Below are 22,946 nucleotides of genomic sequence, written 5' to 3'. Positions count from 1 at the left end.
ACCGCCACCGGATTAGTGCCCCACAACCACCAACCCAACCACACCACACCAACGAAAAACCCCAATCACCCCAGCGACCTGTCAGGAGTCAGGTTGGAGCTCCTACCGCATTGGCGTTTAAGGGATCAGACAATGGTTCTGGTTCGTCTTCCGGCTCGGTGTCCGCTAGCGAGGATGGTTCGGTGACTATGACGGTTACCGCCCAGTACACGTCGGCTGCGGCGGATGGTTCCGGCTCCAGCGGTGGTGGCGGTGTGGCGTCTCCGCAGTCGGCGACTACTACGGTGCATCCGGTGTGCTGGTACGAGCAGGACAAGACCGGCGCTGATCTGGCGCAGGAGATTGACTCCTACGACTCGCAGTTCGTGAAAGAGTGGCTCGGGCGCAAATACGACGGGTATGAGGACCATGCCGGTGACGCCGACGGCCACTGGTATACGCCGACATGCGACTACCGGTACTACCGGGGAGACAAGCCCGGTGAGTTCAGAGCATTCACTCAAATATGGATGCTCACCGCCTCCGCCATGTGGGTTCCTGCTGGCGGGGTTCCTCCGGAGCCGGTGATCGATGGGGCGACGTTGGCGCGGGCGGCGTGGGATGCGGTGACGATCCCGACCGCCACGATCGGCTACAACCCCAGCGTCGGGGATGTGGGGGCCACGATCGTGGGCATGGATACCTGGGTTTGGGCCACCGGCGACACACCGAAGGAAGTGACCGTGACCGCCACCGCGGGGTCGACGACCGCCACGATCACCGCCACCGCCTCCATGCTGACCCTCCAGCCCAAGGACGGCACCGCCACGTGCACCGGCTTCGGCATCCCGTGGACTGAGGAGAACGACGCCAAGGGTACCGACTGCAAGATCGTGTTCAACCGGTCCAGCGCGCACTTCAAGGACAGCGTCACCCCGGTAGACATCAAAGTGTCCTACGCGATCACCTACACCGCCACCGACGGCGCCACCGGAACCATGGACACCCACACCACATCCACAACCACCACCATCCCCGTCGCTGAAATCCAAACCCTCAACACCCAACCAACCAAACAACCATGAACCTTCTGGACTCAACCGTAATGAAACAGCTCGAGCCAACGCCCGTTCTAAATGGAGGCAGTTATAATGGTTACCAATCCGAAGCGTGAGGCGCTTGAACGTCTGAGCGGACACGTCTCGCGAAAGAACTCCGAGTTGGGATTCTCCACAAATGCACCTTCATGGTTGCCGTGGACATCCTCACCGGGGCAGGAGCACGGCTCCGCCATCAACGCCCCTGATACATGGGCCGGCCCATTGGCGGATACTTCGGCTGAAGACACCAAACTCGATGTTGATGCGGTCGATAGCATATTCAGTAATCTGCTAGACGCGATTAACGAGCAAAAGAACTCTTTGCCCGAGGACATCGACGAGAGTGACCCAGCAGCCGAATGGCCCAACTAGCTATGACGAAACAAGCAACCGACACCAAGAACAAATAAGAGGGCGACATACTCATGGCTGTAGTCATTCTGAACGCCGACAAATTGGCAACCGCGATTCAAGACCTACGTGATTTCTCAAACTCCTGCGCCGCCGCCGTCACCAGCATAGACAACAAGTGCGCGGATGAGCATGATCCTATGGATCTTTCCGATTTTCGGACCGACGCCAGAGGTGCGATCGACTGCGTCAGAAGCAGGGCAGATGATCTGGAGAATGCCAAAGACGCGATCGTCGCGGTAAACGAGTCCGGCGTCGGCAGTATGAACGCGCACGGGGATATCAGCTGCGAGGTTCCCGACGAGACCACCATCAACACGATCGACGACCTGGCCGCTTGGTCACAAGCCACCATCGACGCGCACGATCTGCAAACTGTCACCGGCCCATACATGACCAAATCAAACGGTCGTTCGTACAGCCAGATCATAGAAGCCATACGGGGACGATCTGACGATCCCGCCTACGCTGCCGCGCTGATCAACGCCATAGGACCAGAGAACCTCACTCAACTTCCACTCGATGTTGCCTCAAACACCCATGTTGCTTCCAGCAAAGACAACGCCGACGAACTCGCTGATCTCCTAGGCGTACTCTTGGCCTCTGCGTCCACCAGATGGGACGACGATATGTGCGAGTCGATGGCCACAACCATCGCCGAATCCGTTGACGGCGTAGGCGAGTGGGGTCGCATAACCGTACTTAACGCCATCGTTGGAGGGCACGACGCCGACGACGACCATGTAAGCGACCTTGAGTTCAATAGCACTTTCCTCAACGCCCTCGCCGATAACCTTGAGGAAATTGACTGGAATACAGTCCGATCTGTCTCCGCGACCCGTGACATCCAAGACGCCGAGGCATCTTCTTACGCAAGACAGCGACTCGGCTCGTATTTGGATGGACACTCCTTTGACCCGTTATCTGGCGTCCTGTACGCAATGGGAAACAACCCCGAGGCCGCCTTAATGTATCTCAGCGCTGACGGCGAGATTAAGTATGGGCAGTGGGAACCAGGCAAGCAGGCAGAAACGCGGTGGGAAATGCTCAGCACCCGTTATCCGGGTCAGAGCAACGGACTCAACGTCCTCACCGCAACGATGGCAAGCGCCTCCTCCATGCGCGGTAGTGAAGATTCCGGGAAGGCGGCCGCTGCAACCTGGGTCATCTCTAGATCTATGGAGTTCGCCTACGACGTGCCTTTTGATGACTACACCGATACTATGAAGGAGAACTTGTCTGTAGTGATTGCCAACACGTCTGATCAGGGCCTCAAGATCGCCGATGGTGGATCGCCAGAAGGACTGGACCTGCATACCGACGGGAATCGTGACTATACGGACACCGACCTGTACACCACGCTCATCTACAGAGTCATCGACAATGAGGTCGCCTCCACCACCATATACACTGCATTCACCGACGCCGCATTGGAAGACCATTCCAACGTCGAAGATGCCTCCAGCCTGAAGAGCAAGTATCATGATGCCGGGACCGTATACGGGTACCTCAACGCGATTGGCAGCGTGCGCCTGACGGACCTGGAAGATGCAGCAACAGCGGAACATGAGGCCGCCGAGAAGGCAATAGGCTTAGGGTTCACATTGGCAACCACCATTGTGGGAGGCCCCAAGCCACCTTGGTCTTACAGAATCGGCAGCACCGTGGCCAAGCCCTTAGTCGACTTGGTCGCCTCGGACGAGTTGCCCGAATTCGACGACCCTCTCCCCAACACTCGTACCACACTTGAAACTCAGGCGTACGCAGAGGCCGTCAACCAAGGACTCATAACTGACCCCGATGCCTTCAACCCCGAGTACTGCCAGGATGAATACACTCACGAGTCCTACACGTGGTGTGTCACCAACGATGATGGCACCACCAGTTTCAACCTCGATGTGCCCCCGACCGACGATCAGAACGATCAGGTCCACAACTGGGCCACTGACATCAAACGAGATGATCATGACCCGGACAACATAATCATCGATACGGAGACAGCTATCGATACCGGTATTAACAGAGGGCAAGCCAGGATCTTAGGGGAGGATGGCGCGAAAGGCGAAGCCGGTGCGATCGAGATCAAAAAAGACTAATGGTGATTACCCCATGGCGAGGACGGAGGACCGACACACGAGCTTCGCCCTCCGCGGGCCGACTTGGCCGTGTGAACCAACACCAGGACATTCTCCAGCTTAAAGTCGTAGTCCGTTATGACACCATCCGCCGGTTGCGCGCCTTCACAGACTCTCCGGGCTCCGCAGCCAGGCGGCGTCGGCGGGCCGCAGGCCCGTGTAACCGAGGTCGCGCACGCGTGCGGCGGCGAGAATCCCGATGACGGTGGAGGGGTTGTGCAGCAGGCCGTGCATGACCGCGTCCACGGCGTCGTCGAAACGCACCCAGGTGGGCTCGAACTCGGCCTCCTCGGCCTCCCGGGGAATCCGCTCCTCCGCCGGCAGTAGTGTGAGTTCACGCGCGAGGAAGGACCGTGCCCCCTCGGTGGTGAATCCGGGTGAGGCGTAGGAGTCGACCAGCACGTCCCAGCGGGCGGCGGCGTAGTCGGTCTCCTCGGCGAGTTCGCGCTGCGCCGCGGCCAGCGGCTGCTCCCCCGGCACATCCAGTAACCCGGCCGGGATCTCCCACAGCATGGCCCGCACGGGGTGGCGGTACTGGCGCACCATGAGGATCTCGGCGGCCGCATCCGGCTGCGACGAGTCATTCCCCTCCCGCAGCGCCACGATGTTCACGGCGTCGTGGTGGGCGACCGTCTGCCGCCGCACCGGGGCGAGCCCGTCACCCAGTATCACCGAGTCATCGTCGACGGCGAAGATCGGCCCCGACCAGGCGCGCTCGTGGCTCACGACGCGGCGTGTCAGATCGTGGGTGTCCCTGAGACTTTCTCGATTCACTGTTCTCTCCTCCGATTCTCGGCGTTTCAGCGGTGGGCGACGACGGCTTGCAGTTGTGCCCGCAGATCGGCTTCGTCGGGCAGGAGTTCGGCCGCCTGTCGAGCTCGTTCCCGCGCCTGCGCGCGGGCTTCGGCGTCGGCTAGCAACCCGGTGATCGCGTCGGCCAGGGCCTGCGGCTGCGGCGGTACCAGGATCGCGCCGCCGTGGGCGGTGGCGGCGGTCCCGCCGACGTCGGTGGCGACGATCGCAGCGCCCGCCTGCATGGCCTCTTGCAGCGCGATGGGCTGTCCCTCCCACAGGCTGGTCTGCACGACGACGTCGGCCGCTTCCATCAGCGCGGGCATGTCCTCCCGCCGGCCCAGCAGGTTCACGGGCAATGACTCGGCGTGGATACGGGCCTCGGCGGCTGCCCGTCCCGGTCCCTCGCCGGCGACCGCCCACACCAAGTCTGTTGCCGCGGTGTCGGATACGGCGGGCGTCGCCAGCAGGGCCGCAGTGTCCAGCAGCAGGTCCAGACCCTTCTGCGGGGCCAGCCGAGCCACCGTGAGGATCCGCGTGGGGGCGCCCCGCCAGGCGGACTCGACGGAGGAGGCGCGCGGGGCCAGGCCCTCGGTATTGCGCCGAGGCGCGGGGATGACGGCGAGCTCGACACGCTGCGCGCCGCGGCTGCGCTGACGCTCGGCCAGATCCGGGCTGACCGCGAGTATGTGGTCGGCGCGCCCGGCCACCAGCTGCTCCAGCCGGTTCCCGACGACGGTGGTTAGGCGCCCCCCGACGGGGAGGTTGTGGATGGTCACTACCAGACGGGCCCGGCCCCGTCGCGGCCCGCCCAGGGCCAGCGCCGCCAGGGCACCGGCGCGCAGCCCGTGGGCGTGAACCACATCGGCGCGGCGGCCAAGTCGACGTAGGCGGGCCACGACGACGCCGTCACCGGGTGCGGGACGTGCGCCGATCGTCAGCAGCTCGGCCCGTGCCTGTCCCAAGTCGGCGCCATCCAGCACGTCGGCCGGTGCCTCCACAATCACGTCGTGTCCCGCCCCGGCCAGAATTCTGGCGCACTCGGCGACGTGGGCGCGCATGCCGCCGGCGGCACTGCCGGAAACCTCCAAAACGCGCAGCCGGGCCCGTGCCTCCCCCGACTCCGCGGGAGAGGTATCCGGGGCGGTTGATGGGGTGTCGTTAGGCAGGGTCATTTCGTCTCCTGTGACTCAGGTGCTCCACCTGCGCCGCGAACGCCGGTGTCCGGATGCGCGGGGCGGCGCAGAGCGGCCAGCAGTTCGCGGTCCACCACGCATATGGCGGCCCCGGTCGCCGCGGCGGTGAACAGGGCTCCGGCCAGCGCCACGGCCACACCGCCGGCGACGGTTTCGGGCTGGCGGCTGAGCCAGTTGCAGGCGAACCCGGCCACGGCGGCGACGGGCAGCGTCAATGCCAGTACGCGCGCCGTCGGGGCCAGCACCCGCACCCCCATACGGCAGGCCAGCGCAGCCAGCAGCCCGATGCCGGCCACACACATGCCGATGGTCGTGCCCAGGGCCAGGCCCTTGAGCGTGGCCACCCCGTCTCCGCCGTGCGGAGCCAGCAGCCGCACTGCCGCCCAGGACGCCAACGAGACCGTGAGCCAGCCGGCAGCCGCGGCACACGCGGCCCCACGGGCCCGGTCGGCGGCGTACAGCGCCCGAGTGACCTGGTAAATGAGGGCGTAACCGACCAGGCCCGGTGCCAGCAGGGCCAGAGAGTCCCCCATACCGCCCACGTCGGCCAACAAAGCGAAGAAGCGTTCGGCGCCGTCGGCGGCAGCCAGCAGCATGCCCGCCCCGGCCACGGCCACGCCCGTAACCAACGCGGTGGAGCGGGCGGTCAGCGGGAGCGCGTCGCCGTCGACGCGAGTGAAGGCAGCGGCCAACCGCGGGTAGATGACGGTGGCGACCGGGACGACCAGCACCGCATAGGGCAGCACGTACACAGCCTGCGTGTACTGGTAGACGGCGACGGTGCCGGTGTTTCCGCCGGCGCGGGCGAGCGCCAGCACAGCCAGGACGCTGAGCTGCTGGGCGAGCAGCGTCCACACCCCGGCGCCCCCCAGACGCAGTGCCCTGGCCGCTTCGGCGCGCCCCAGGCTCAGGGTGGGCCGCAGGCTCACACCCAGGCGGTGTACGGGCCACAGCAATGGCAGGGACAGTGCGACCACCCCCAGCGTGGTGCCCCATCCGAGTAGCTGCAGTGCCACCGGTGAGGCCGTCTCCGCGCCGTCGGCCAGAGTCCCGTAGACCGCGTAGGTGGCGATCACCACCAGGCTGGACAGGACCGGAGTCAGAGCCGGCCAGGTGAAGCGGCCGTGGGCCTGCAGCACGCCGGTGAGCACCACACCAATGCCGTATAGGGGGATCTGCGCGGCGAACATGCGCAGGAACGCCGCCACCAGGTCCCGCTGGAGGCCGGGATCCACGCCCTGGGAGACGGGGAACCAGCCGGCGATCGGGACCGCACAAGCAGCCAGGATCACGGCCAGTGGGGTCAGTACCAGGAGAACCAGGGTGAGCAGTGCGGAGGCGGTGCGGGCCACGTCATGATCGCGTCCGGCACTGATCGGGGCGGCCAGCAGCGGGACCACCGTTGCGGCCAGTGCCCCGCCGACCACCACCTCGTACAGCACGTTGGGTACCTGGTTGGCGGTGGCGTAGGCACCGGCCACCGTGCCGGCTCCCACCGTGGTCGCCTGCACGATCCAGCGGAGGAAGCCGAGCGCACGTGAGACCAGGGTGAGTCCGGCGACGCCGCCGGCTGCCCCCAGGACCGCCCGCCGGGGGCCGGTGACGGCGGGAGCGGCTTGCGCGGACACGACTGTCGTCGGCTTCTTGCCGGTCACGAGGTCCGGCGTCCGCAGCGGTCGACGGCGGACAGGAAGCGGTTGCCCTCGATCACCCGGGTGAAGGAGACCCGCTCGCTGGCCAGGACCAGCCCCGTCCCGGCCAGAGCTGCCGCCACCCGCACGCCGACACGGGGGTGGGCGGCCAGGGCCGTTCCCACCAGGGCACCCACGGCGTTGGCGCCGGTGTCCCCCAGCATGGTCGTCTCCCCCAGGTCCTCCGGCAGGGCCGCCCCGGCTACCCCGAGGGTGCCGGCGGCCAGGGCGCGACCGGCGGCGGCGCTCGGACGCCGGTCGACCAGCAGCGGCACCGCGGTCAGCACGGCCGCCTTCAGGGCGCGGCCGGGGCGCAGGTCCAGCAGATTGTGCAGGTTGGCCCAGGACGCGATGACGACGGCGTTGGCGGCGGCGTCCGCCACCGCTGTCAGCGCACCGGCTTGGGTTCTCCCGCGAGTGATCAGGCCGCCGGCCACCAACGCCCCGGCGCCGATCCCCGCAACCTTGAGGGCGCCGGTGGTGACGTGTCCGCGGCGCAGTGCCGCCAGGTGTCCCCGCAGGCCCTTGGCGGGGGCGTCGCCGTCGTGCGCGCCGGCGTCGAGGTCATCGACCAGCCCCGCAGCGCCAGCGGCCGTGGTCGCGGTCACGGCCGCGATCGCGACGTTGGCGCCGGCGGGCACGTTAGCGTCGTACAGGAGGCGTCCCGCGCAAGCACCGGCCGCGGCGGCACCGGCCGCAGCGCCCACGCCGCCGCGCAGGCTGACAGCGCGACCGTGGAAGTTCGTACATTCGAGGCGACGCCGCAACCGGGAACCTGCACGTCCCAGGGCGGCGGATACGGCCGCGGTGGTGATCGCGGAGGCGGCCGCGACGATTGCGGGGCCGCAGCAGGAGCCGTCCGACGTCGGCGTGGGTCGCGTCATGGCTGCAAGCGTAATCGGCGTCAGCGGGAGATGGGCGGGATGACGGCATCCGCGCCGTCGTCGAAGCCGTAGCTGCCCACCGTGCCCGTGGCGGTGGCGGCCAGCGCCAGTGGGGTGGACACGGCCGCGGTGGCCTGCCCGATGGAGTCCACCGTGGTTACCGGCGCCTCGGCATTGCGCAGCGCCGTCACGATGTCAGCCGCGGCGTCGCCGGCGCCGACCACCACGGTGGTGGCGGTCGACGCGGCACCGGTCAGTGCGGAGGTCCAGGCGGCGACGTCCTGCTCCGGTGTGGCCTGTGCGGTCGGCTCGCTGCCATCCGCGGCGGCAACGGTCCGCGGGCCGATCACTACGATCATGTCGGCCGGAGCGGAGGGCTGCGCATCGACGGTGACCAGTGGGGTGTCGGAGGCGGTGAGTAGTTCCATCAGGGCCGTGGCGTCCTCCCCCTCTTGGGTCAGCGCGGTGGCCAGCCCCTGCCCGAGGACGGCGTTGCCGTCCGCGGCCACGTCGTCCAGGTAGGGACCGAACTGGCCGGAGTAGGTGGAGCGGAAGGACTCGCGGGCGGTCTCGGCCCAGGCGCTTGTCAGGGTGACCCGGCCGGTGATGGTGGCGCCGGCGGTTTCGATTTCGGTGACGACCTGGTCGATGTCGTCGCCCTCGGCCTCGGGCATGAGGACGACGGCGACGCTGCGCCCGTCCAGCGCCCCGGGCAGCAGGGAGTCGGCCGCGGAGGTGATGTAGTCGTCGCGGTCATTGACCGCCGCCTCGGTCTGCTCCAGCCGGGATTGAAGGTCGTTGCGGTCCGCCCGCAAGGAACTGACCTGGTCGTTCAGTGCCGTACCGAGGGAGTTTTGCAGCGGCCCGGCACCCAGGACGACGCCTACGGCGAGAGCCAGAAAGACGGAGATGAGCGAGACCAGGTGGTAGCGGAAGTCGATCATGAAGGATCCTGTACTTGCTCAGACGGAGGGTGTGTTCGGAGTGAGTCCAACCAGGGACCGGAAGAAGTTGACCAGATCGTCCCATACGGCGCCGGACAGTCCCAGGAAGGTCTGGCCCGCGGGGGTGGAGGCGAGGGCGACGAACAGGGCGACCAGGCCCGCCAGCGCCAGCAGTCCCAGCTGCCAGCCGGAGATGCGCGTGCGGTACAGGCGGGATACGCCCTTGGCGTCGATCAGCCGTCCGCCGACCTTCAGGCGAGTCAGGAAGGTTGAGGACATGCCGGCGCGCCCCTTGTCGAGGAACTCCAGCAGGGTGGCGTGGGTGCCCAGGGCGACGATGAGTTCGGCACCCGCTTCATCGGCGATCAGCATGGCGATGTCCTCGCTGGTGCCGGTGGCGGCGAAAACAGTGTGTTCCACGCCGAGGTCCTCGACCCGTTTGAGGCCGGGGGCGCGCCCATCGCGGTAGGCGTGGACGATGATCTCGGCGCCGGAGGTCAGCGCCTTGTCGGACACCGAGTCCATGTCCCCGACGATCATATCCGGCTTGAGTCCGGCCTCCAGGACCGCGTCCGCGCCGCCGTCGACGCCGATGATGACGGGCTTGTAGTCGCGGATGTAGGGCTTGAGGGCCTGGAGGTCCTCCTTGTAGGAGTAGCCGCGCACCACGACCAGCACGTGTCTGCCGGACATGGAAGTGCGAATGTCCGGCATGCCGACGCCGTTTAGGAGCAGGTCGCGTTCACCGCGCATGTACTCCATGGTGTTGGCGGCGAAGGCCTCCAATTGAACCGACAGTCCCTCTTTGGCGGACTCCATGAGTGCGTCAATGCTCTCGCGGGTCTGGATAGTGCCCTCGGCGAGGATGGTGGAGTCGGCACGCGCATCGGGCTCGGTTTCGCCGGCGTCCGCCTGATCGAGCCGGTGGTGGCGGTGAGTGCCCCGGCCCTGCACGTGCACGGCCCCGGCGTGCTCGGACTCGGGGTCGAGGTCGATGGTCACGCGCTGCCCGTCGTGCAGCCGCATAACGTCGGGGCCGAGGTCGTCGACGAGTGGAATCCCGGCGTCGATCAGGATGCCGGGCCCCAGGTTCGGGTAGCGGCCGGAGACGGAGGGGGCCGCATTCAGCACCGCCATCGGCTTGCACTCAACCAGTGCCTCCGCCGCCACCCGGTCCAGATCCACATGGTCTATAACGGCGATGTCCCCGGTTTGGAGGCGTTTGGTGAGTTTCTTGGTGCGCGCGTCCACCCGCACCATGCCGCTGGGACGGTCAGATGCCAGCGGGGCCTGCTTGCGGAACGGAAACGGAAACCTCACGACTGGGATTGTGCCACGTGGGCCTCGGCGATCAACTCAGCGGCATGCCGGAGGGCCGCCTCGGAGTCCTCGTGGCCCGAGAGCATGCGAGCGAGCTCGCGTACCCGAGCCGAGCCGGTTACGGCTTCGACGCGGGTGCGCACGGTCGGTTGGTCTTCCCCGGCGTGCTGCGAAACAGCCGTGTTGCCCGCATTGGCGGGCGCGGTCTCCTTGCGCACGACCAGCTGGGTGTCCGCCCAGGCGGCAACCTGGGCGAGGTGCGTGACCACTACCACCTGGTAGCGGCGGGCGAGTCGCGCCAGGCGCCGTCCGATCTCGCGAGCGGCGCGGCCGCCGACACCGGCATCGATCTCGTCGAAGACGAAGGTGCGCTGGTGGTGTATTGGCGCCCCGTCCGCAGCATCGAGTGGCGCACCGCCGGGGGCGGCATCGGCCAGGACGACCTCCAAGGCCAGCATGATACGTGACAGTTCACCCCCGGAGGCCCCCTTGCCCAGGGGCAGTGCAGGCGCTCCGGGATGAGAAATCAGCAGCAGGGCGACGTTCTCGGCGCCGGTGGGGCCGGGGGCGTCGCGCGGCTGCAGGTCGACGACGAAGCGAGCGCCTTTCATCTCCAAGCCGGCCAGCTCGGCGTTGACCGCCTCCTGCATCCGCTCGGCCAGGTCCCGGCGGGCGGTCGTCAGCTCGTCGGCGAGGCTCACCAGGGCTGCTTCCGCCGCAGCAAGCTGCGCGGTCAGAGTCTCGGCGGTGCCGTGGGGACCTTCGAGCTCATCCAGGCGAGCGGCGGCGGACTGGCCCCAGGCAAGCAGGGCGTCGACGTCGTCGAGTTCGACGGTAGGGCCCCCGATCTCCCGGCAGGCCCGGGCGAGTTCGGCGCGGCGGTCCTGCACCCAGGCGAGGCGGGCGGGGTCGGCGTCCAGTCTGGCCAAGTATTCGGCCAGCTCGCCGGACAGGTCCGCCGCGTCGATACCGAGCTGGTGCAGGCGCTCGGCCAGGGCGGTCAGGGCGGGGTCCACGCCGGCTACATGCGCCAGAGCACGGTCGGCGGAGGCAATCAGGGCCGCCACGTCCGGGACGTCGGCCGCGGCCCCGTCCTCCTCGCCGGCAAGCGCGATGCGAGCGGCGGTGGCGGCGCGGCGCAGGTCCTCGGCATGGTCCAGCCGTTCGGCCTCGGCGGTCAGGGCAACGTCCTCCCCCGGTTGGGCGGCGAGCTCCTCCAGTTGCTCGAGCCAACGCCGCAGGTCGGTGGCCTCGACCCGGCGCGCTTCGGCCCCGGCCCGCCACTGCTCCAAGGCGGTGGCGGCGTCGGTTCTGGCCCGATAGGCCTCGGCGTAGCGACGGCACAGGGCGGCGTGGTCCGGTCCGCCCAGGCCGTCGAGGGCGGCGCGCTGGGCGGAGGCGGAGCGCAGACGCAACTGATCGGCCTGCCCGTGTACGGATACGAGTCGGGCGCCGACGTCGGCCAGGACCGCTGAGGGTACGGCGCGGCCTCCCAGGTGGGCGCGGGAGCGGCCCGAGGCCGGTACGGTGCGCGAGGCCAGCAGCAGGTCGTCGTCGAGCTCGGCTCCGGCTTCGACCGCGCGGGATGCGGCACGGGAAGCGGGGGACAATACGAAGGCGCCCTCTACCAGGGCTCGATCGGCGCCGGTACGCACACTGGTCGCCTCGGCACGCTGTCCCAGTAGCAGCCCGAGGGAGGTGAGCACCATGGTCTTGCCGGCGCCCGTCTCCCCGGTCAGGGCGGTCAGCCCGGGACTGAGCAGCAGATCGGCCTGCTCAATCACCCCGAGGTTCTCGATGTGTAGAGACTCGATCACCGCGCGTCGCCGTCCCGGCCGGGCAGTGCGGCGGACGCGTCGGCGCTGCGCCAGCCCTCCACGGGCAGGTCGAACTTGCGCACCAGGCGCGTGGCGAAGGGGGCGGTGTTCAGCCGAGCGAGCCGCACCGGGCGCTGCGCGCGGGTGACGCAGATGCGCGAACCGGTGGGGGCGTCCAGGCAACGGCGCCCGTCGCACCACACCTCGGCCCCGCCGAAGCCGGCGTGGTAGATGACGACCTCCAGGCGGGAGTCGGGCCCCACCACCAGGGGGCGGGTGAATAGGGCGTGTGCGGACAGGGGTACCAGTAGCAGCGCCTCCACCTCGGGCCAGATGACGGGGCCGCCACCGGAGTAGGCGTAGGCGGTGGAGCCGGTGGGTGTGGCCATGACCAGCCCGTCACAGCCGAAGGAGGACACGGCCTGCCCGTCCACGCCGACCGCGACCTCGACCATGCGGGCCCGATCCCGCTTCTCCAGGGCCGCCTCGTTCAGCGCCCAGTCGCGGGTGACCGAGCCATCGGGGGCCTGTACCTCCACGTCAATGGTCATGCGGGTGTCGACCACGTACCGGCCGGCCACCAGGTCGGCGACGACCTGCTCCACGGCGTCCGGATCGGCCTCGGCGAGGAAGCCGACGTGGCCGGTATTGATGCCCAGTAGGGGCACGTCGCGGTCGCGGGCGACCTCGCTGGCACGCAGGATGGTGCCGTCACCGCCCATCACCAGGACCAGGTCCACGTCGCCCTCGAATCCGGGCTCGACGGGCTCGACGCCATGGGAGCGCAGTGCCGCCTCCGCCCGGGCGACGGCCGTGGCGGTGGGGGCCGCCTTGCGGTGCGGCGGGACCGGTTTGTCGTTCAGGTCGCGCTGGAGGACCATGACGCGCCGCAGCCGCGGCTGAGACTGCGGCGTCGGGCTGATTGCCGCCACGGCCGGCGGTGCCGCGGCTCCCACCGGTGAAGTCGCGGCACCGGTGTAGGCGGCCTGACTTGGTTCGGTTGGAGTTTCGGTCGTGGCTTGAGGAGCGGTCTCGGGGATGATTCCGGTGGTCATATTCCGCCTCCTTCCGTGCGGCGTCGACGCTGCGTGTGTCCGGCTGGCCCTGCCTCCACGGCGCGGCGCGCCTCGTCTCGCAGCGCCGGACCGTGCAGGTCCGTCGGTGAGCCGGCCTGTCCGGCATGCATGTTCACAAAATACTCGACATTTCCGGCGGGCCCGGGCAGCGGCGAAGCGGTGACCGCATCAATGCCCAGGCCGAGAGTGTGGGCGCATTCGCATACGCTCAGCACGGATTCGACATGCAGGGCGGGGTCGCGAACCACTCCCCCGTGGCCGAGGCGCTGTTTGCCGACCTCGAACTGGGGTTTGACCATGAGCAGGAGATCCGCGTCCGGAGCGGCCGCGGCAACCAGCGCCGGCAGCACGGTGGTCAGAGAGATGAAGGAGAGGTCGCCGAGGACGAGTTCGGGAGCCGGGGCGACCACCTCGGGCCGCAGCGTGCGTACATTTGTGCGCTCAAGCACACTCACACGCGGGTCGTTCCGCAATGACCAGGCGAGTTGTCCGTAGCCGACGTCGACGGCGACGACATGTGCGGCGCCGCGTCGCAGCAGCACGTCGGTGAAACCGCCGGTGGAGGCGCCGGCATCCAGACAGCGCCGTCCCCTGATGCGCGGTGCCAGACCCCGCTCGGTGAGCGCGTCGAGTGCCCCCGCCAACTTGTGGGCGCCCCGGGAGACGTAATCGTCTGTGTCCGGGGCGATGATCTCGATCGCCTGTGCGGGGTTGACCTGTCGCGCAGGTTTGGTCACCACCACGCCATCCAGAGTGACGTGACCGTCGTCGATGAGCCGGGCGGCGTGGGTGCGTGAGCGGGCGAGCCCTCGCCGAACCAGCTCGGAATCGATGCGGATCAGTCGTGCCATGTGGTTGGGTGTCGGTTCTGGGGTTAGTTCTCGGTCTGGTGCAGTTGGGAGGCGAGTGCCTCATTGATGGCGGCGAGCTCGGCGGCACGTTCCGCCAGCGGTAGGGCGGCAGCCGCCTCAAGTCGAGCCGACAAGTCCAGTTCCGGCGCGGGTCCCCGACCGTGTATGGGGCCGGGGCGCGGGGCCGGTTTGGGAGTGGTAGTCATCGGACTGTTCCTAAGAGGTGGTTTGTGGCTCAGTGCTTTAGGCGGTGACGCTGAGCTCGGGCACGTTCACATCATCCGTGCGGCCGGCGTTGGCGTCGGCGTGTTCCCAGAGCGCGCAGGCGAGCGCACGGTATGCGTTGAGGGTTACGGTGGCGGACGCCGCGTCAAGGAATCCTGCGGCCTGGCCTTCTATGCCCGTCTCGTTCACATGCCATCGCTCGTCACCGACCTGCCACCAGGTCTCGCCGTCGACACTGACCTGAAGGGGATCAGGGTGGGGCTGCAGCAGGCCGCGCAGGTCGGTGTGCAAGAAGGTCGGCCGTTCCTCGGGGGAAGCCAGCAGTACGTCGCGGGCCGTGCTGACGCCCGTGAGCACATGTAAACCGGGGATGTCCGCCGCCCGGGCGCCGACATGATCGGTGTTGAGCCGGTCCCCGACGGCGAGCGGCCGGGTGCCTCCCGCACGGCGCAGTGCGCGTTGGTAGATGCCGGGGAAGGGCTTGCCGCCGGCGAGCGGTTGGTGCCCGGATGCGTTGGCCACCGCCGCAACCAGGCTGCCATTGCCGAGGGCGAAGCCGCGCTCGGTCGGCAGGGTGGCGTCCAGATTGGTGGCGACGTGTATGGCGCCGTTGGTTATGGCGTACAGGCCTTCGGACATCATGGCCCAATCGACCGCGGGGTCCCACCCCTGTACGACGGCAGCGGGCTGGTCGTCCGCGGAGGCGACGACCGTAAAGCCCTCGTCGGTCAGCGCCTGACGCAATCCCTCGCCGCCGATGACGAAGACCGGGGCGCCGTCGTGCAGATGCTCGTGGAGCAGCGCCGCCGCATCCATGGCGGCGGAGAAGACCTCGCCGGTGAAGGCAGTAATGTCATTGCGCGCGAGCTTGTCAACCACGGCCTGTGGGGCACGGGAGGCGTTGTTGGTGACGAACACCAGTTGCATCCCGTAGTTGCGCGCGCCGTTGGCACCCTCGGCCGCGTGAGGTACGCGGGCGTCTCCGGCGAAGCAGACACCATCCAGGTCGAGCAGGGCGACGTCGTAGACGGTAGCCAGCGGCTGGCTGCTACCGAGCAGGAACTGGGAGGCGTCCCCGTGGAGAGTGCTCTTCGCGTCGGCCATTTCAGTCCTCCGCCGGTCCTGCGACTGTAGTCGCGCCGTCGGCCTCGGGTTCGGCTGCCTCGGGATCCGTGCGTGCCGTGCTGTCGTCAGCGCCGGCAGAGGCGCCGACGGCGTCTGAAGCCTCGCGAGACTCGGCGACCTCGGCGGTTTCCGACGGCTCCGGGGCGGCGGACGGCTCCTCGCTTGCTTGCGGAGCGTCGGCCGTGGTCGCGGCATGCTGCTCCTCTTCGTAGTCGTCCTCGATGTCGTAGACCTCGACCTCTTCGGCTGGCTCGCGCTCTTCTCCAATGCCGATGCGCTTGCGGATCTTGGCCGCTTCGTCGCCGCGGCCGAGTTCCTCGAGCCGATCGGCGCGCACGGAGTGGAGGCGGCGCAGGGTTTCGCGGTCACCGCGGAACATCATGATCGCCTCTTCGATGACAACCAGCCCGAGCTCGCTCTGCCCCATGTCATGGCGTACCCCGGAGACCACCATGGCGAGTTCAGCCTCTTCGAGATCGTCGAGTTGCCTGGGGTCGGCCTCTTGCGCGACCTTTAGAGCCTGGTTGTAGCGACCCAGCGCGCGTTCACAGTCGGCCTCGATGGCACGGTGCAGGTCCAGACCGGAAAGCCGCCTGGCGGCACGGATCTCACGCAGCGCCTCGTTGTAGTGGCCGGAGAGGTAGGCGGCGATACCCGCTGACTCCCTCACCACCGCCACGCGTCCGGCATGCGATGCCGCGTAGCGTGCGTGCTGGTATGCGAGTTCGGGATCGGAGTCCAGCAGGCGCTGCACCATCACCAGATGGCGAGCCACGTTCTCCGCGTTTGCGCGTCCCAATGAGCGCAGCTCGCGCCGGGCCGAAGCCTCAAGATTCTGTGGGAGTACCTCGGACGGCACCGGAGGCTCGGGTACACGCGAACGCTGCGGCGGACGGGAGCCGCCTTCATGCCGACGTGCGCCGCCGCCATATCCGCGCCCGCGACCATCGTCATGCCTGTGGCCACGCCCGTTGCCGCGATAGCGGCTATCACCATCTTGCGTACCGGATCCCCGGCGCTCGGCCCCGTGCCGACGCCCCTGATCGGAGCGTGCGCGCGGTTGATCATCATCCCGACGGCGGAAACCGTGCCGGTCTCCACCCCTGCCGCGGCGGTTCCCGGAGCCGGAACGGTTTTCACGCCTGTCGTACGCCATGGTCCTTCTTTCTCGTTCGTCGGCCGGCGCTCTTAGCGCTTCGTGCCGTGAGATCCAACCCTACCTGTGGGCGGCTCCAATGGCGATCCCGTGAAAATGTGGTGCGCGCTTCTATGAGCGCCAGCTCATCCGGTGGTGTCTGGTGGGGTCGTGTTGTGTGCCCCCCCCGGCCAGGGCCCCGGGGGGTGGGTGCGGGTTGTGGGTGTGGGTTCGTGAGCGTGCCGGCAGTGTCCTACTCTCCCACCCGCCTTCCGGGGGCAGTACCATCGGCGCTGGGGGGCTTGGCTTCCGGGTTCGGAAAGGAAAGACCGGGCATGACCCACCCCGCTATGACCACCGGCACACACACCAACCCACACCCACCCAGAAACAACCAGGCCAGGCGGACGCTCGCGCACGCACCACACACCCTGTTCACATATCAGCACCCGCCCGGGGTGGGTTGCCTGTGAACCGTACAGCGGACGCAAAAAACAAACCAACTGATTGAAAGAACTGCCCAACTCATGTTGTTTGCCGGCTGAACACTGCTGCTTGTGGAAGCCCCACGCGTCAAGCCATCCCACGCGCACCCACCCCGAACACAAGGGGCCGGGGGGCGTGTGCCTGCCGATTCCATGCCATAAAAACAATTGTTTCGCTCGCCACCACCCACCACCTAAGGGGCCCCCGGCCGGGAACCCCCCGGGCAGTGAGTGTTGTGTTGTGTTGTGTCGGCCATTGTTAGTACCAGTCAGCTCAGCAACAGGATTCACCCCACACGGGACTGCCTGCTTCCACACCTGGCCTATCAACCCAGTCGTCTAACTGGGAGCCTACCAACCCCCCACAAGGAGGGGTTGCGGAGACCTTATCTTGGAGACGGTTTCCCGCTTAGATGCTTTCAGCGGTTACCCGACCCGAACGTAGCCAACCAGCCATGCACCTGGCGGTACAACTGGCACACCAGAGGTTCGTCCGTCCTGGTCCTCTCGTACTAGGGACAGCACTCCTCAAGTCTCCAACGCGCGCAGAGGATAGGGACCGAACTGTCTCACGACGTTCTAAACCCAGCTCGCGTACCGCTTTAATGGGCGAACAGCCCAACCCTTGGGACCTGCTCCAGCCCCAGGATGCGACGAGCCGACATCGAGGTGCCAAACCATGCCGTCGATATGGACTCTTGGGCAGGATCAGCCTGTTATCCCCGGGGTACCTTTTATCCGTTGAGCGACGACCCACCCACACGGGATCGCCGGATCACTAGCTCCCACTTTCGTGCCTGCTCGACCCGTCAGTCTCACAGTCAAGCCCTCTTGTGCGCTTGCACTCAACACCTGGTTACCGACCAGGATGAGAGAACCTTTGAGCGCCTCCGTTACCTTTTAGGAGGCAACCGCCCCAGTTAAACTACCCACCAGGCACTGTCCCTGACCCGGATCACGGGCCCAGGTTCAGACGCACGCCACCATCAGAGTGGTATCCCAACAACGACTCCACAACCGCTAGCGCGACCGCTTCACAGTCTCCCACCTATCCTGCACAAACAATGGCGGACGTCAATACCAAGCTGCAGTAAAGGTCCCGGGGTCTTTCCGTCCTTCTGCGCGTAACGAGCATCTTTACTCGTAATGCAATTTCGCCGAGCTCATGGTTGAGACAGTAGAGGAGTCGTTACGCCATTCGTGCAGGTCGGAACTTACCCGACAAGGAATTTCGCTACCTTAGGATGGTTATAGTTACCACCGCCGTTTACTGGGGCTTAGGCTCACCGCTTCACCCCACACTAACCGTGGGACTAACGGATCCTCTTAACCTTCCAGCACCGGGCAGGCGTCAGTCCGTATACATCGCCTTACGGCTTCGCACGGACCTGTGTTTTTAGTAAACAGTCGCTCCTCCCTGGTCCCTGCGACCCTCACCCCTAGCCCGCAACGGGGCTTCAAGGCTCAGGCCCCCCTTCTCCCGAAGTTACGGGGGCATTTTGCCGAGTTCCTTAACCATGATTCACTCGCACGCCTGGGCATACTCTGCCCGACCACCTGTGTCGGTTTAGGGTACGGGCGGTAAAGCACCTCACGTCGAGGCTTTTCTAGGCACCACAGGATCACCCTACTATCCCCCACCACACCGGCAGGGTCACCATCACGCCTCACCCAACCCCACCCAACAGGGCAGGGCACGGCACCCGGATTTACCTAGGCACCAGGCCACACGCTTGAACGGGACAAGCCATAAGCCCCGCGAGGCTACCTCTGTGCGTCACCCCAGTTAAAACACGCTTGCCTACCAGCACGGTCGGTCCCCAGACCACACCACCACCCCACAGCCAGGCCCGAAAGCCCAACCACAGGAAAACAGCGGCAACGGCGTGGGTTAGCACCCGCACGTCAGCATGGGCGGTACTCCACCGGTACGGGAATATCAACCCGTCATCCATCGACTACGCCTGTCGGCCTCGCCTTAGGCCCCGACTCACCCAGGGAGGACGAACCTGCCCCTGGAACCCTTAGTCATACGGCGCCGGGGAATCCCACCCCGGTCTCGCTACTCATGCCTGCATTCTCACTCCCACGCCGTCCACCCAAGAGTCACCCCCGGGCTTCACCCAACGCAGGACGCTCCCCTACCACCCCAACCCAACCAGGGCCGGGGTCCGCGGCTTCGGCGGTGCGCTTGAGCCCCGCTACATTGTCGGCGCACGACCACTCGACCAGTGAGCTATTACGCACTCTTTCAAGGATGGCTGCTTCTAAGCCAACCTCCTGGCTGTCACCGCGACCGCACATCCTTTCCCACTTAGCGCACACTTAGGGGCCTTAGCCGGCGATCCGGGCTGTTTCCCTCTCGACCACGAAGCTTATCCCCCGCAGTCTCACTGCCACGCTCAACCAATACGGCATTCGGAGTTTGACTGGCATCAGCAACCCTGTAAGGCCCCTCAACCAACCAGTGCTCTACCTCCGCACGGCAACACGCAACGCTGCACCTAAATGCATTTCGGGGAGAACCAGCTATCACGGAGTTTGATTGGCCTTTCACCCCTACCCACAGCTCATCCCCCCCGTTTTCAACCGAGGTGGGTTCGGTCCTCCACACGCTCTTACACGTGCCTCAACCTGGCCATGGGTAGATCACCCCGCTTCGGGTCCAGAACGCGCCACTAAAACGCCCAAACTTCAGACTCGCTTTCGCTACGACTACCCCACACGGGTTAACCTCGCGACACGCCCTGACTCGCAGGCTCATTCTTCAAAAGGCACGCCACCACCCACACAGACCAGAAAACCAGCCCGGCAGGCTCTGACGGCTTGTAGGCGCCCGGTTTCAGGTACTCTTTCACTCCCCTCCCGGGGTACTTTTCACCATTCCCTCACGGTACTAATCCGCTATCGGTCACCAGGAAGTATTTAGGCAGCCAGGTGGTCCTGGCAGACACACGCAAGACTCCACGAACCCCACGCACAAAAGGGGAAAAAAAACATGCTCAACACCACACCAGCAGGTTCAACCTACGGGGCTATCACCCTCTACGGCTCCCCATCCCAGAGAATCCAGCTACCCACCAGCAAACAGTGCGGGCCCACGGCAGCAAACCCACAAGCACGCCCCACAACCCCGCAGCCGCAACCCCTGCCGAGTAATCACACGACCACGGTTTAACCTAATCCGCTTTCGCTCGCCACTACTCACAGAATATCCTCTCCTACGGGTACTAAGATGTTTCACTTCCCCGCGTAACCCCCCACCCCCTATCAATTCAGGGACAGGTGACGCGACACAACTCGCGCCGGGTACCCCCATTCGGAAACCCTCGGATCACAGCCCGCAAGCCAGCTCCCCGAGGCATATCGCAGGCCGCCACGTCCTTCATCGGCTCCTGGTGCCAAGGCATCCACCGAACGCCCAAAAAACAACACAAACAAACACAAGCAAAACAAAACAAGCAAAACAGGCAAAACAACAACAAAACACGCAAAACAACCACAAGCAACAACAAACCAGCAAACAAGCTGAACAAACAATCATTGATGCTCGCGTCCGCTATACAGTTCACAACCAACCCACCCAACCAACCCCACCCCCAACCCCAAAGGCCAGAAGCAAAGCCAGCAGGCAACCCAGGACACGCAGCCCCGGAACCCGACAGCATGCCACCCCCAACCCCACCAACCAACCAACAAAAAGAAGGAAGGAGGAGAAGAGGGTCCCGCCCGCCCCCAGCCACGCAACACACGCAACCACAAGGAAACGAACAGAGTGCCTGCCTGCCCTGCCAGCAAAACAATCTCCCTAGAAAGGAGGTGATCCAGCCGCACCTTCCGGTACGGCTACCTTGTTACGACTTCGTCCCAATCACCAGCCCCGCCTTCGACCGCTCCCCATAAGGCCACGGGCTTCGGGCGTCACCGGCTTTCATGACGTGACGGGCGGTGTGTACAAGGCCCGAGAACGTATTCACCGCGGCGTTGCTGATCCGCGATTACTAGCGACTCCAACTTCACGGTGCCGAGTTGCAGGCACCGATCCGAACTGAGACCGGCTTTAAGGGATTCGCTCCACCTCACGGCATCGCAACCCACTGTACCGGCCATTGTAGCATGCGTGAAGCCCAAGACATAAGGGGCATGATGATTTGACGTCATCCCCACCTTCCTCCGAGTTCACCCCGGCAGTCTCCCGCGAGTCCCCGCCATAACGCGCTGGCAACACGAGACAAGGGTTGCGCTCGTTGCGGGACTTAACCCAACATCTCACGACACGAGCTGACGACAACCATGCACCACCTGCAGACCAGCCCAAACCACAAAAAGCAGCAAGAGAACCACCGTCTCCGGCAGCAACCAGCCCATGTCAAGCCTTGGTAAGGTTCTTCGCGTTGCATCGAATTAATCCGCATGCTCCGCCGCTTGTGCGGGCCCCCGTCAATTCCTTTGAGTTTTAGCCTTGCGGCCGTACTCCCCAGGCGGGGCACTTAACGCGTTAGCTACGGCGCGGAAACCCCGGAAAAGGGCCCCCACACCCAGTGCCCAACGTTTACAGCATGGACTACCAGGGTATCTAATCCTGTTCGCTCCCCACGCTTTCGCTCCTCAGCGTCAGCAACAGCCCAGAGACCCGCCTTCGCCACCGGTGTTCCTCCTGATATCTGCGCATTCCACCGCTACACCAGGAGTTCCAATCTCCCCTACTGCGCTCAAGCCAGCCCGTACCCACCGCAAGCCCCCAGTTAAGCCAGAGGATTTCACGGCAGACGCGACCAGCCGCCTACAAGCCCTTTACGCCCAGTAATTCCGGACAACGCTCGCGCCCTACGTATTACCGCGGCTGCTGGCACGTAGTTAGCCGGCGCTTCCTAACCCGGCTACCGTCAACCCACCCACAAACGAGGCAAGCCTTCACCACCGGAAAAAGAGGTTCACAACCCGAAGGCCTCCATCCCTCACGCGACGTCGCTGCATCAGGCTTCCGCCCATTGTGCAATATTCCCCACTGCTGCCTCCCGCAGGAGTCTGGGCCGTATCTCAGTCCCAGTGTGACCGTCCACCCTCTCAGGCCGGCTACCCGTCAAAGCCTTGGTAAGCCATCACCCCACCAACAAGCTGATAAGCCGCGAGCCCATCCCCCACCAGAACAACCAAAGTTGAACCTATACCAACCCACCCATGCAGGCAGGCCAGACCACCCCGTATTAGCCGCCCTTTCAAGCAGTTATCCAGGAGAAGAGGGCAGGTTACTCACGTGTTACTCACCCGTTCGCCACTAACCAACCCCAGCAAAAAACCAGAGCCAGCCCGTTCGACTTGCATGTGTTAAGCACGCCGCCAGCGTTCGTCCTGAGCCAGGATCAAACTCTCCAAACAAAACAAAAACCAAACAAAGAAACCAACAAAAAACCAACAAAACAAACAAACACGACACACTATCGAGATCCCAAACAACACACCCAGTCGAAGCTCCGGGCGGTCTTCCGATCGGCCCTTCACTCCGGCGAGCAGCATCCGCAATCTTATGAGGAAACTTGATCGGCGTCAAGGCCGGGGAGCATCTCCCCGATCACAGCCGGCTCCTCGCGGATGCGTGGCCGCGCGGCCCGTTCCCGGTTCGGGAACCGCGTCCGACGCAGCGGGCTGTACTTTATCGCCACGGCGCGGGGCGACGTCAAATCCCGCCGCTATGAACTGGACCACGCGGCGCGACGCCGATCCATCGCGCACGGCAGATGCGGAGATGGGCTGCTGGCTCCCCCGAGTTCGAGGTCGAG

General features: G+C 65.7%; 15 protein-coding genes and 3 rRNA genes. 3 read left to right on the top strand and 15 right to left on the bottom strand.

Annotated features, from left to right (window positions below):
- The first annotated feature begins 188 nt into the window (after window positions 1-188).
- The 3 genes from C3B71_RS06490 (at window position 189) to C3B71_RS06485 (ending at window position 3,586) form a co-directional block, all read left to right on the top strand.
- Window positions 189-1,064, top strand: a complete 876-nt coding sequence (locus C3B71_RS06490; protein ID WP_234416213.1) for a hypothetical protein — start codon at window positions 189-191, stop codon at window positions 1,062-1,064.
- Between the two features lie 66 nt (window positions 1,065-1,130).
- Window positions 1,131-1,451, top strand: a complete 321-nt coding sequence (locus C3B71_RS15865; protein WP_146750914.1) for a hypothetical protein — start codon at window positions 1,131-1,133, stop codon at window positions 1,449-1,451.
- A 53-nt stretch (window positions 1,452-1,504) separates the two neighbouring features.
- A complete protein-coding gene (locus C3B71_RS06485) occupies window positions 1,505-3,586 on the top strand; it encodes a DUF6571 family protein (protein ID WP_111820353.1) in 2,082 nt (693 codons plus the stop codon).
- 144 nt (window positions 3,587-3,730) lie between these two features.
- Here the strand turns inward: C3B71_RS06485 and C3B71_RS06480 are convergent, their stop codons facing one another.
- The 15 genes from C3B71_RS06480 to C3B71_RS06410 form a co-directional block, all read right to left on the bottom strand.
- Window positions 3,731-4,399 carry an NUDIX domain-containing protein gene (locus C3B71_RS06480; protein WP_073332669.1) on the bottom strand — a complete coding sequence of 223 codons (669 nt, stop codon included), beginning with the start codon at window positions 4,397-4,399 and terminating at the stop codon, window positions 3,731-3,733.
- 26 nt (window positions 4,400-4,425) lie between these two features.
- A complete protein-coding gene (locus C3B71_RS06475) occupies window positions 4,426-5,592 on the bottom strand; it encodes a glycosyltransferase family 4 protein (RefSeq protein WP_108966875.1) in 1,167 nt (388 codons plus the stop codon).
- Entirely contained in the window at window positions 5,589-7,268 is a 1,680-nt protein-coding gene (gene murJ / locus C3B71_RS06470) for a murein biosynthesis integral membrane protein MurJ (RefSeq protein ID WP_234416155.1), read from the bottom strand. The genes C3B71_RS06475 and murJ overlap by 4 nt, the downstream gene beginning before the upstream one ends.
- Window positions 7,265-8,188 carry a hypothetical protein gene (locus tag C3B71_RS06465; protein ID WP_108966873.1) on the bottom strand — a complete coding sequence of 308 codons (924 nt, stop codon included), beginning with the start codon at window positions 8,186-8,188 and terminating at the stop codon, window positions 7,265-7,267. The genes murJ and C3B71_RS06465 overlap by 4 nt, the downstream gene beginning before the upstream one ends.
- Before the next feature lie 20 nt (window positions 8,189-8,208).
- A complete protein-coding gene (locus C3B71_RS06460; protein ID WP_073332676.1) occupies window positions 8,209-9,132 on the bottom strand; it encodes a copper transporter in 924 nt (307 codons plus the stop codon).
- Window positions 9,133-9,150: 18 nt separating this feature from the next.
- The gene (gene steA, locus C3B71_RS06455) at window positions 9,151-10,392 is read right to left on the bottom strand and encodes a putative cytokinetic ring protein SteA (RefSeq protein ID WP_073332678.1); all 1,242 of its coding nucleotides are present in this window, start codon (window positions 10,390-10,392) and stop codon (window positions 9,151-9,153) included.
- A gap of 56 nt (window positions 10,393-10,448) precedes the next feature.
- Entirely contained in the window at window positions 10,449-12,269 is a 1,821-nt protein-coding gene (gene recN / locus C3B71_RS06450; protein ID WP_108966871.1) for a DNA repair protein RecN, read from the bottom strand.
- The gene (locus C3B71_RS06445) at window positions 12,266-13,150 is read right to left on the bottom strand and encodes an NAD kinase (protein ID WP_073332762.1); all 885 of its coding nucleotides are present in this window, start codon (window positions 13,148-13,150) and stop codon (window positions 12,266-12,268) included. Before C3B71_RS06445 ends, recN begins: the two co-directional genes overlap by 4 nt.
- A 170-nt stretch (window positions 13,151-13,320) precedes the next feature.
- Window positions 13,321-14,196, bottom strand: coding sequence for a TlyA family RNA methyltransferase (locus C3B71_RS06440; protein ID WP_108966869.1), 876 nt, complete (start codon window positions 14,194-14,196; stop codon window positions 13,321-13,323).
- 23 nt (window positions 14,197-14,219) lie between these two features.
- Entirely contained in the window at window positions 14,220-14,402 is a 183-nt protein-coding gene (locus C3B71_RS06435; protein ID WP_073332686.1) for a hypothetical protein, read from the bottom strand.
- Window positions 14,403-14,439: 37 nt separating this feature from the next.
- Window positions 14,440-15,525: an HAD-IIA family hydrolase gene (locus C3B71_RS06430; RefSeq protein ID WP_108966867.1), complete on the bottom strand. Its 1,086-nt coding sequence runs from the start codon at window positions 15,523-15,525 to the stop codon at window positions 14,440-14,442.
- A 1-nt stretch (window position 15,526) separates the two neighbouring features.
- Window positions 15,527-16,303: a hypothetical protein gene (locus tag C3B71_RS06425; protein WP_234416153.1), complete on the bottom strand. Its 777-nt coding sequence runs from the start codon at window positions 16,301-16,303 to the stop codon at window positions 15,527-15,529.
- 618 nt (window positions 16,304-16,921) lie between these two features.
- Window positions 16,922-17,043, bottom strand: a 5S ribosomal RNA gene (rrf, locus tag C3B71_RS06420).
- A 360-nt stretch (window positions 17,044-17,403) separates the two neighbouring features.
- Window positions 17,404-20,603: ribosomal RNA gene (locus C3B71_RS06415) — 23S ribosomal RNA — on the bottom strand.
- Window positions 20,604-20,978: 375 nt separating this feature from the next.
- Window positions 20,979-22,545 (bottom strand): 16S ribosomal RNA (locus C3B71_RS06410).
- The 16S, 23S and 5S rRNA genes sit together here, the layout of an rRNA operon.
- Window positions 22,546-22,946 lie beyond the last annotated feature (401 nt).

This window comes from Actinomyces sp. Z16 (assembly GCF_003111765.1).
In the GTDB taxonomy this organism is placed as follows: Bacteria; Actinomycetota; Actinomycetes; order Actinomycetales; family Actinomycetaceae; genus Actinomyces; species Actinomyces glycerinitolerans.
The sequence above is the reverse complement of the archived record's forward strand: the minus strand, read 5'-3'. Positions and strand labels throughout refer to the sequence as shown.

Excerpts from the sequence above, each read along its gene's own strand:
- C3B71_RS06490 (WP_234416213.1), top strand. The coding sequence starts at position 189 with ATGACGGTTACCGCCCAGTACACGTCGGCTGCGGCGGATGGTTCCGGC.
- C3B71_RS15865 (WP_146750914.1), top strand. The coding sequence starts at position 1,131 with ATGGTTACCAATCCGAAGCGTGAGGCGCTTGAACGTCTGAGCGGACAC.
- C3B71_RS06485 (WP_111820353.1), top strand. The coding sequence starts at position 1,505 with ATGGCTGTAGTCATTCTGAACGCCGACAAATTGGCAACCGCGATTCAA.
- C3B71_RS06475 (WP_108966875.1), bottom strand. The coding sequence starts at position 5,592 with ATGACCCTGCCTAACGACACCCCATCAACCGCCCCGGATACCTCTCCC.
- C3B71_RS06465 (WP_108966873.1), bottom strand. The coding sequence starts at position 8,188 with ATGACGCGACCCACGCCGACGTCGGACGGCTCCTGCTGCGGCCCCGCA.
- C3B71_RS06460 (WP_073332676.1), bottom strand. The coding sequence starts at position 9,132 with ATGATCGACTTCCGCTACCACCTGGTCTCGCTCATCTCCGTCTTTCTG.
- steA (WP_073332678.1), bottom strand. The coding sequence starts at position 10,392 with ATGGTGCGGGTGGACGCGCGCACCAAGAAACTCACCAAACGCCTCCAA.
- C3B71_RS06445 (WP_073332762.1), bottom strand. The coding sequence starts at position 13,150 with ATGGTCCTCCAGCGCGACCTGAACGACAAACCGGTCCCGCCGCACCGC.
- C3B71_RS06440 (WP_108966869.1), bottom strand. The coding sequence starts at position 14,196 with ATGGCACGACTGATCCGCATCGATTCCGAGCTGGTTCGGCGAGGGCTC.
- C3B71_RS06435 (WP_073332686.1), bottom strand. The coding sequence starts at position 14,402 with ATGACTACCACTCCCAAACCGGCCCCGCGCCCCGGCCCCATACACGGT.
- C3B71_RS06430 (WP_108966867.1), bottom strand. The coding sequence starts at position 15,525 with ATGGCCGACGCGAAGAGCACTCTCCACGGGGACGCCTCCCAGTTCCTG.
- C3B71_RS06425 (WP_234416153.1), bottom strand. The coding sequence starts at position 16,303 with ATGGTGCAGCGCCTGCTGGACTCCGATCCCGAACTCGCATACCAGCAC.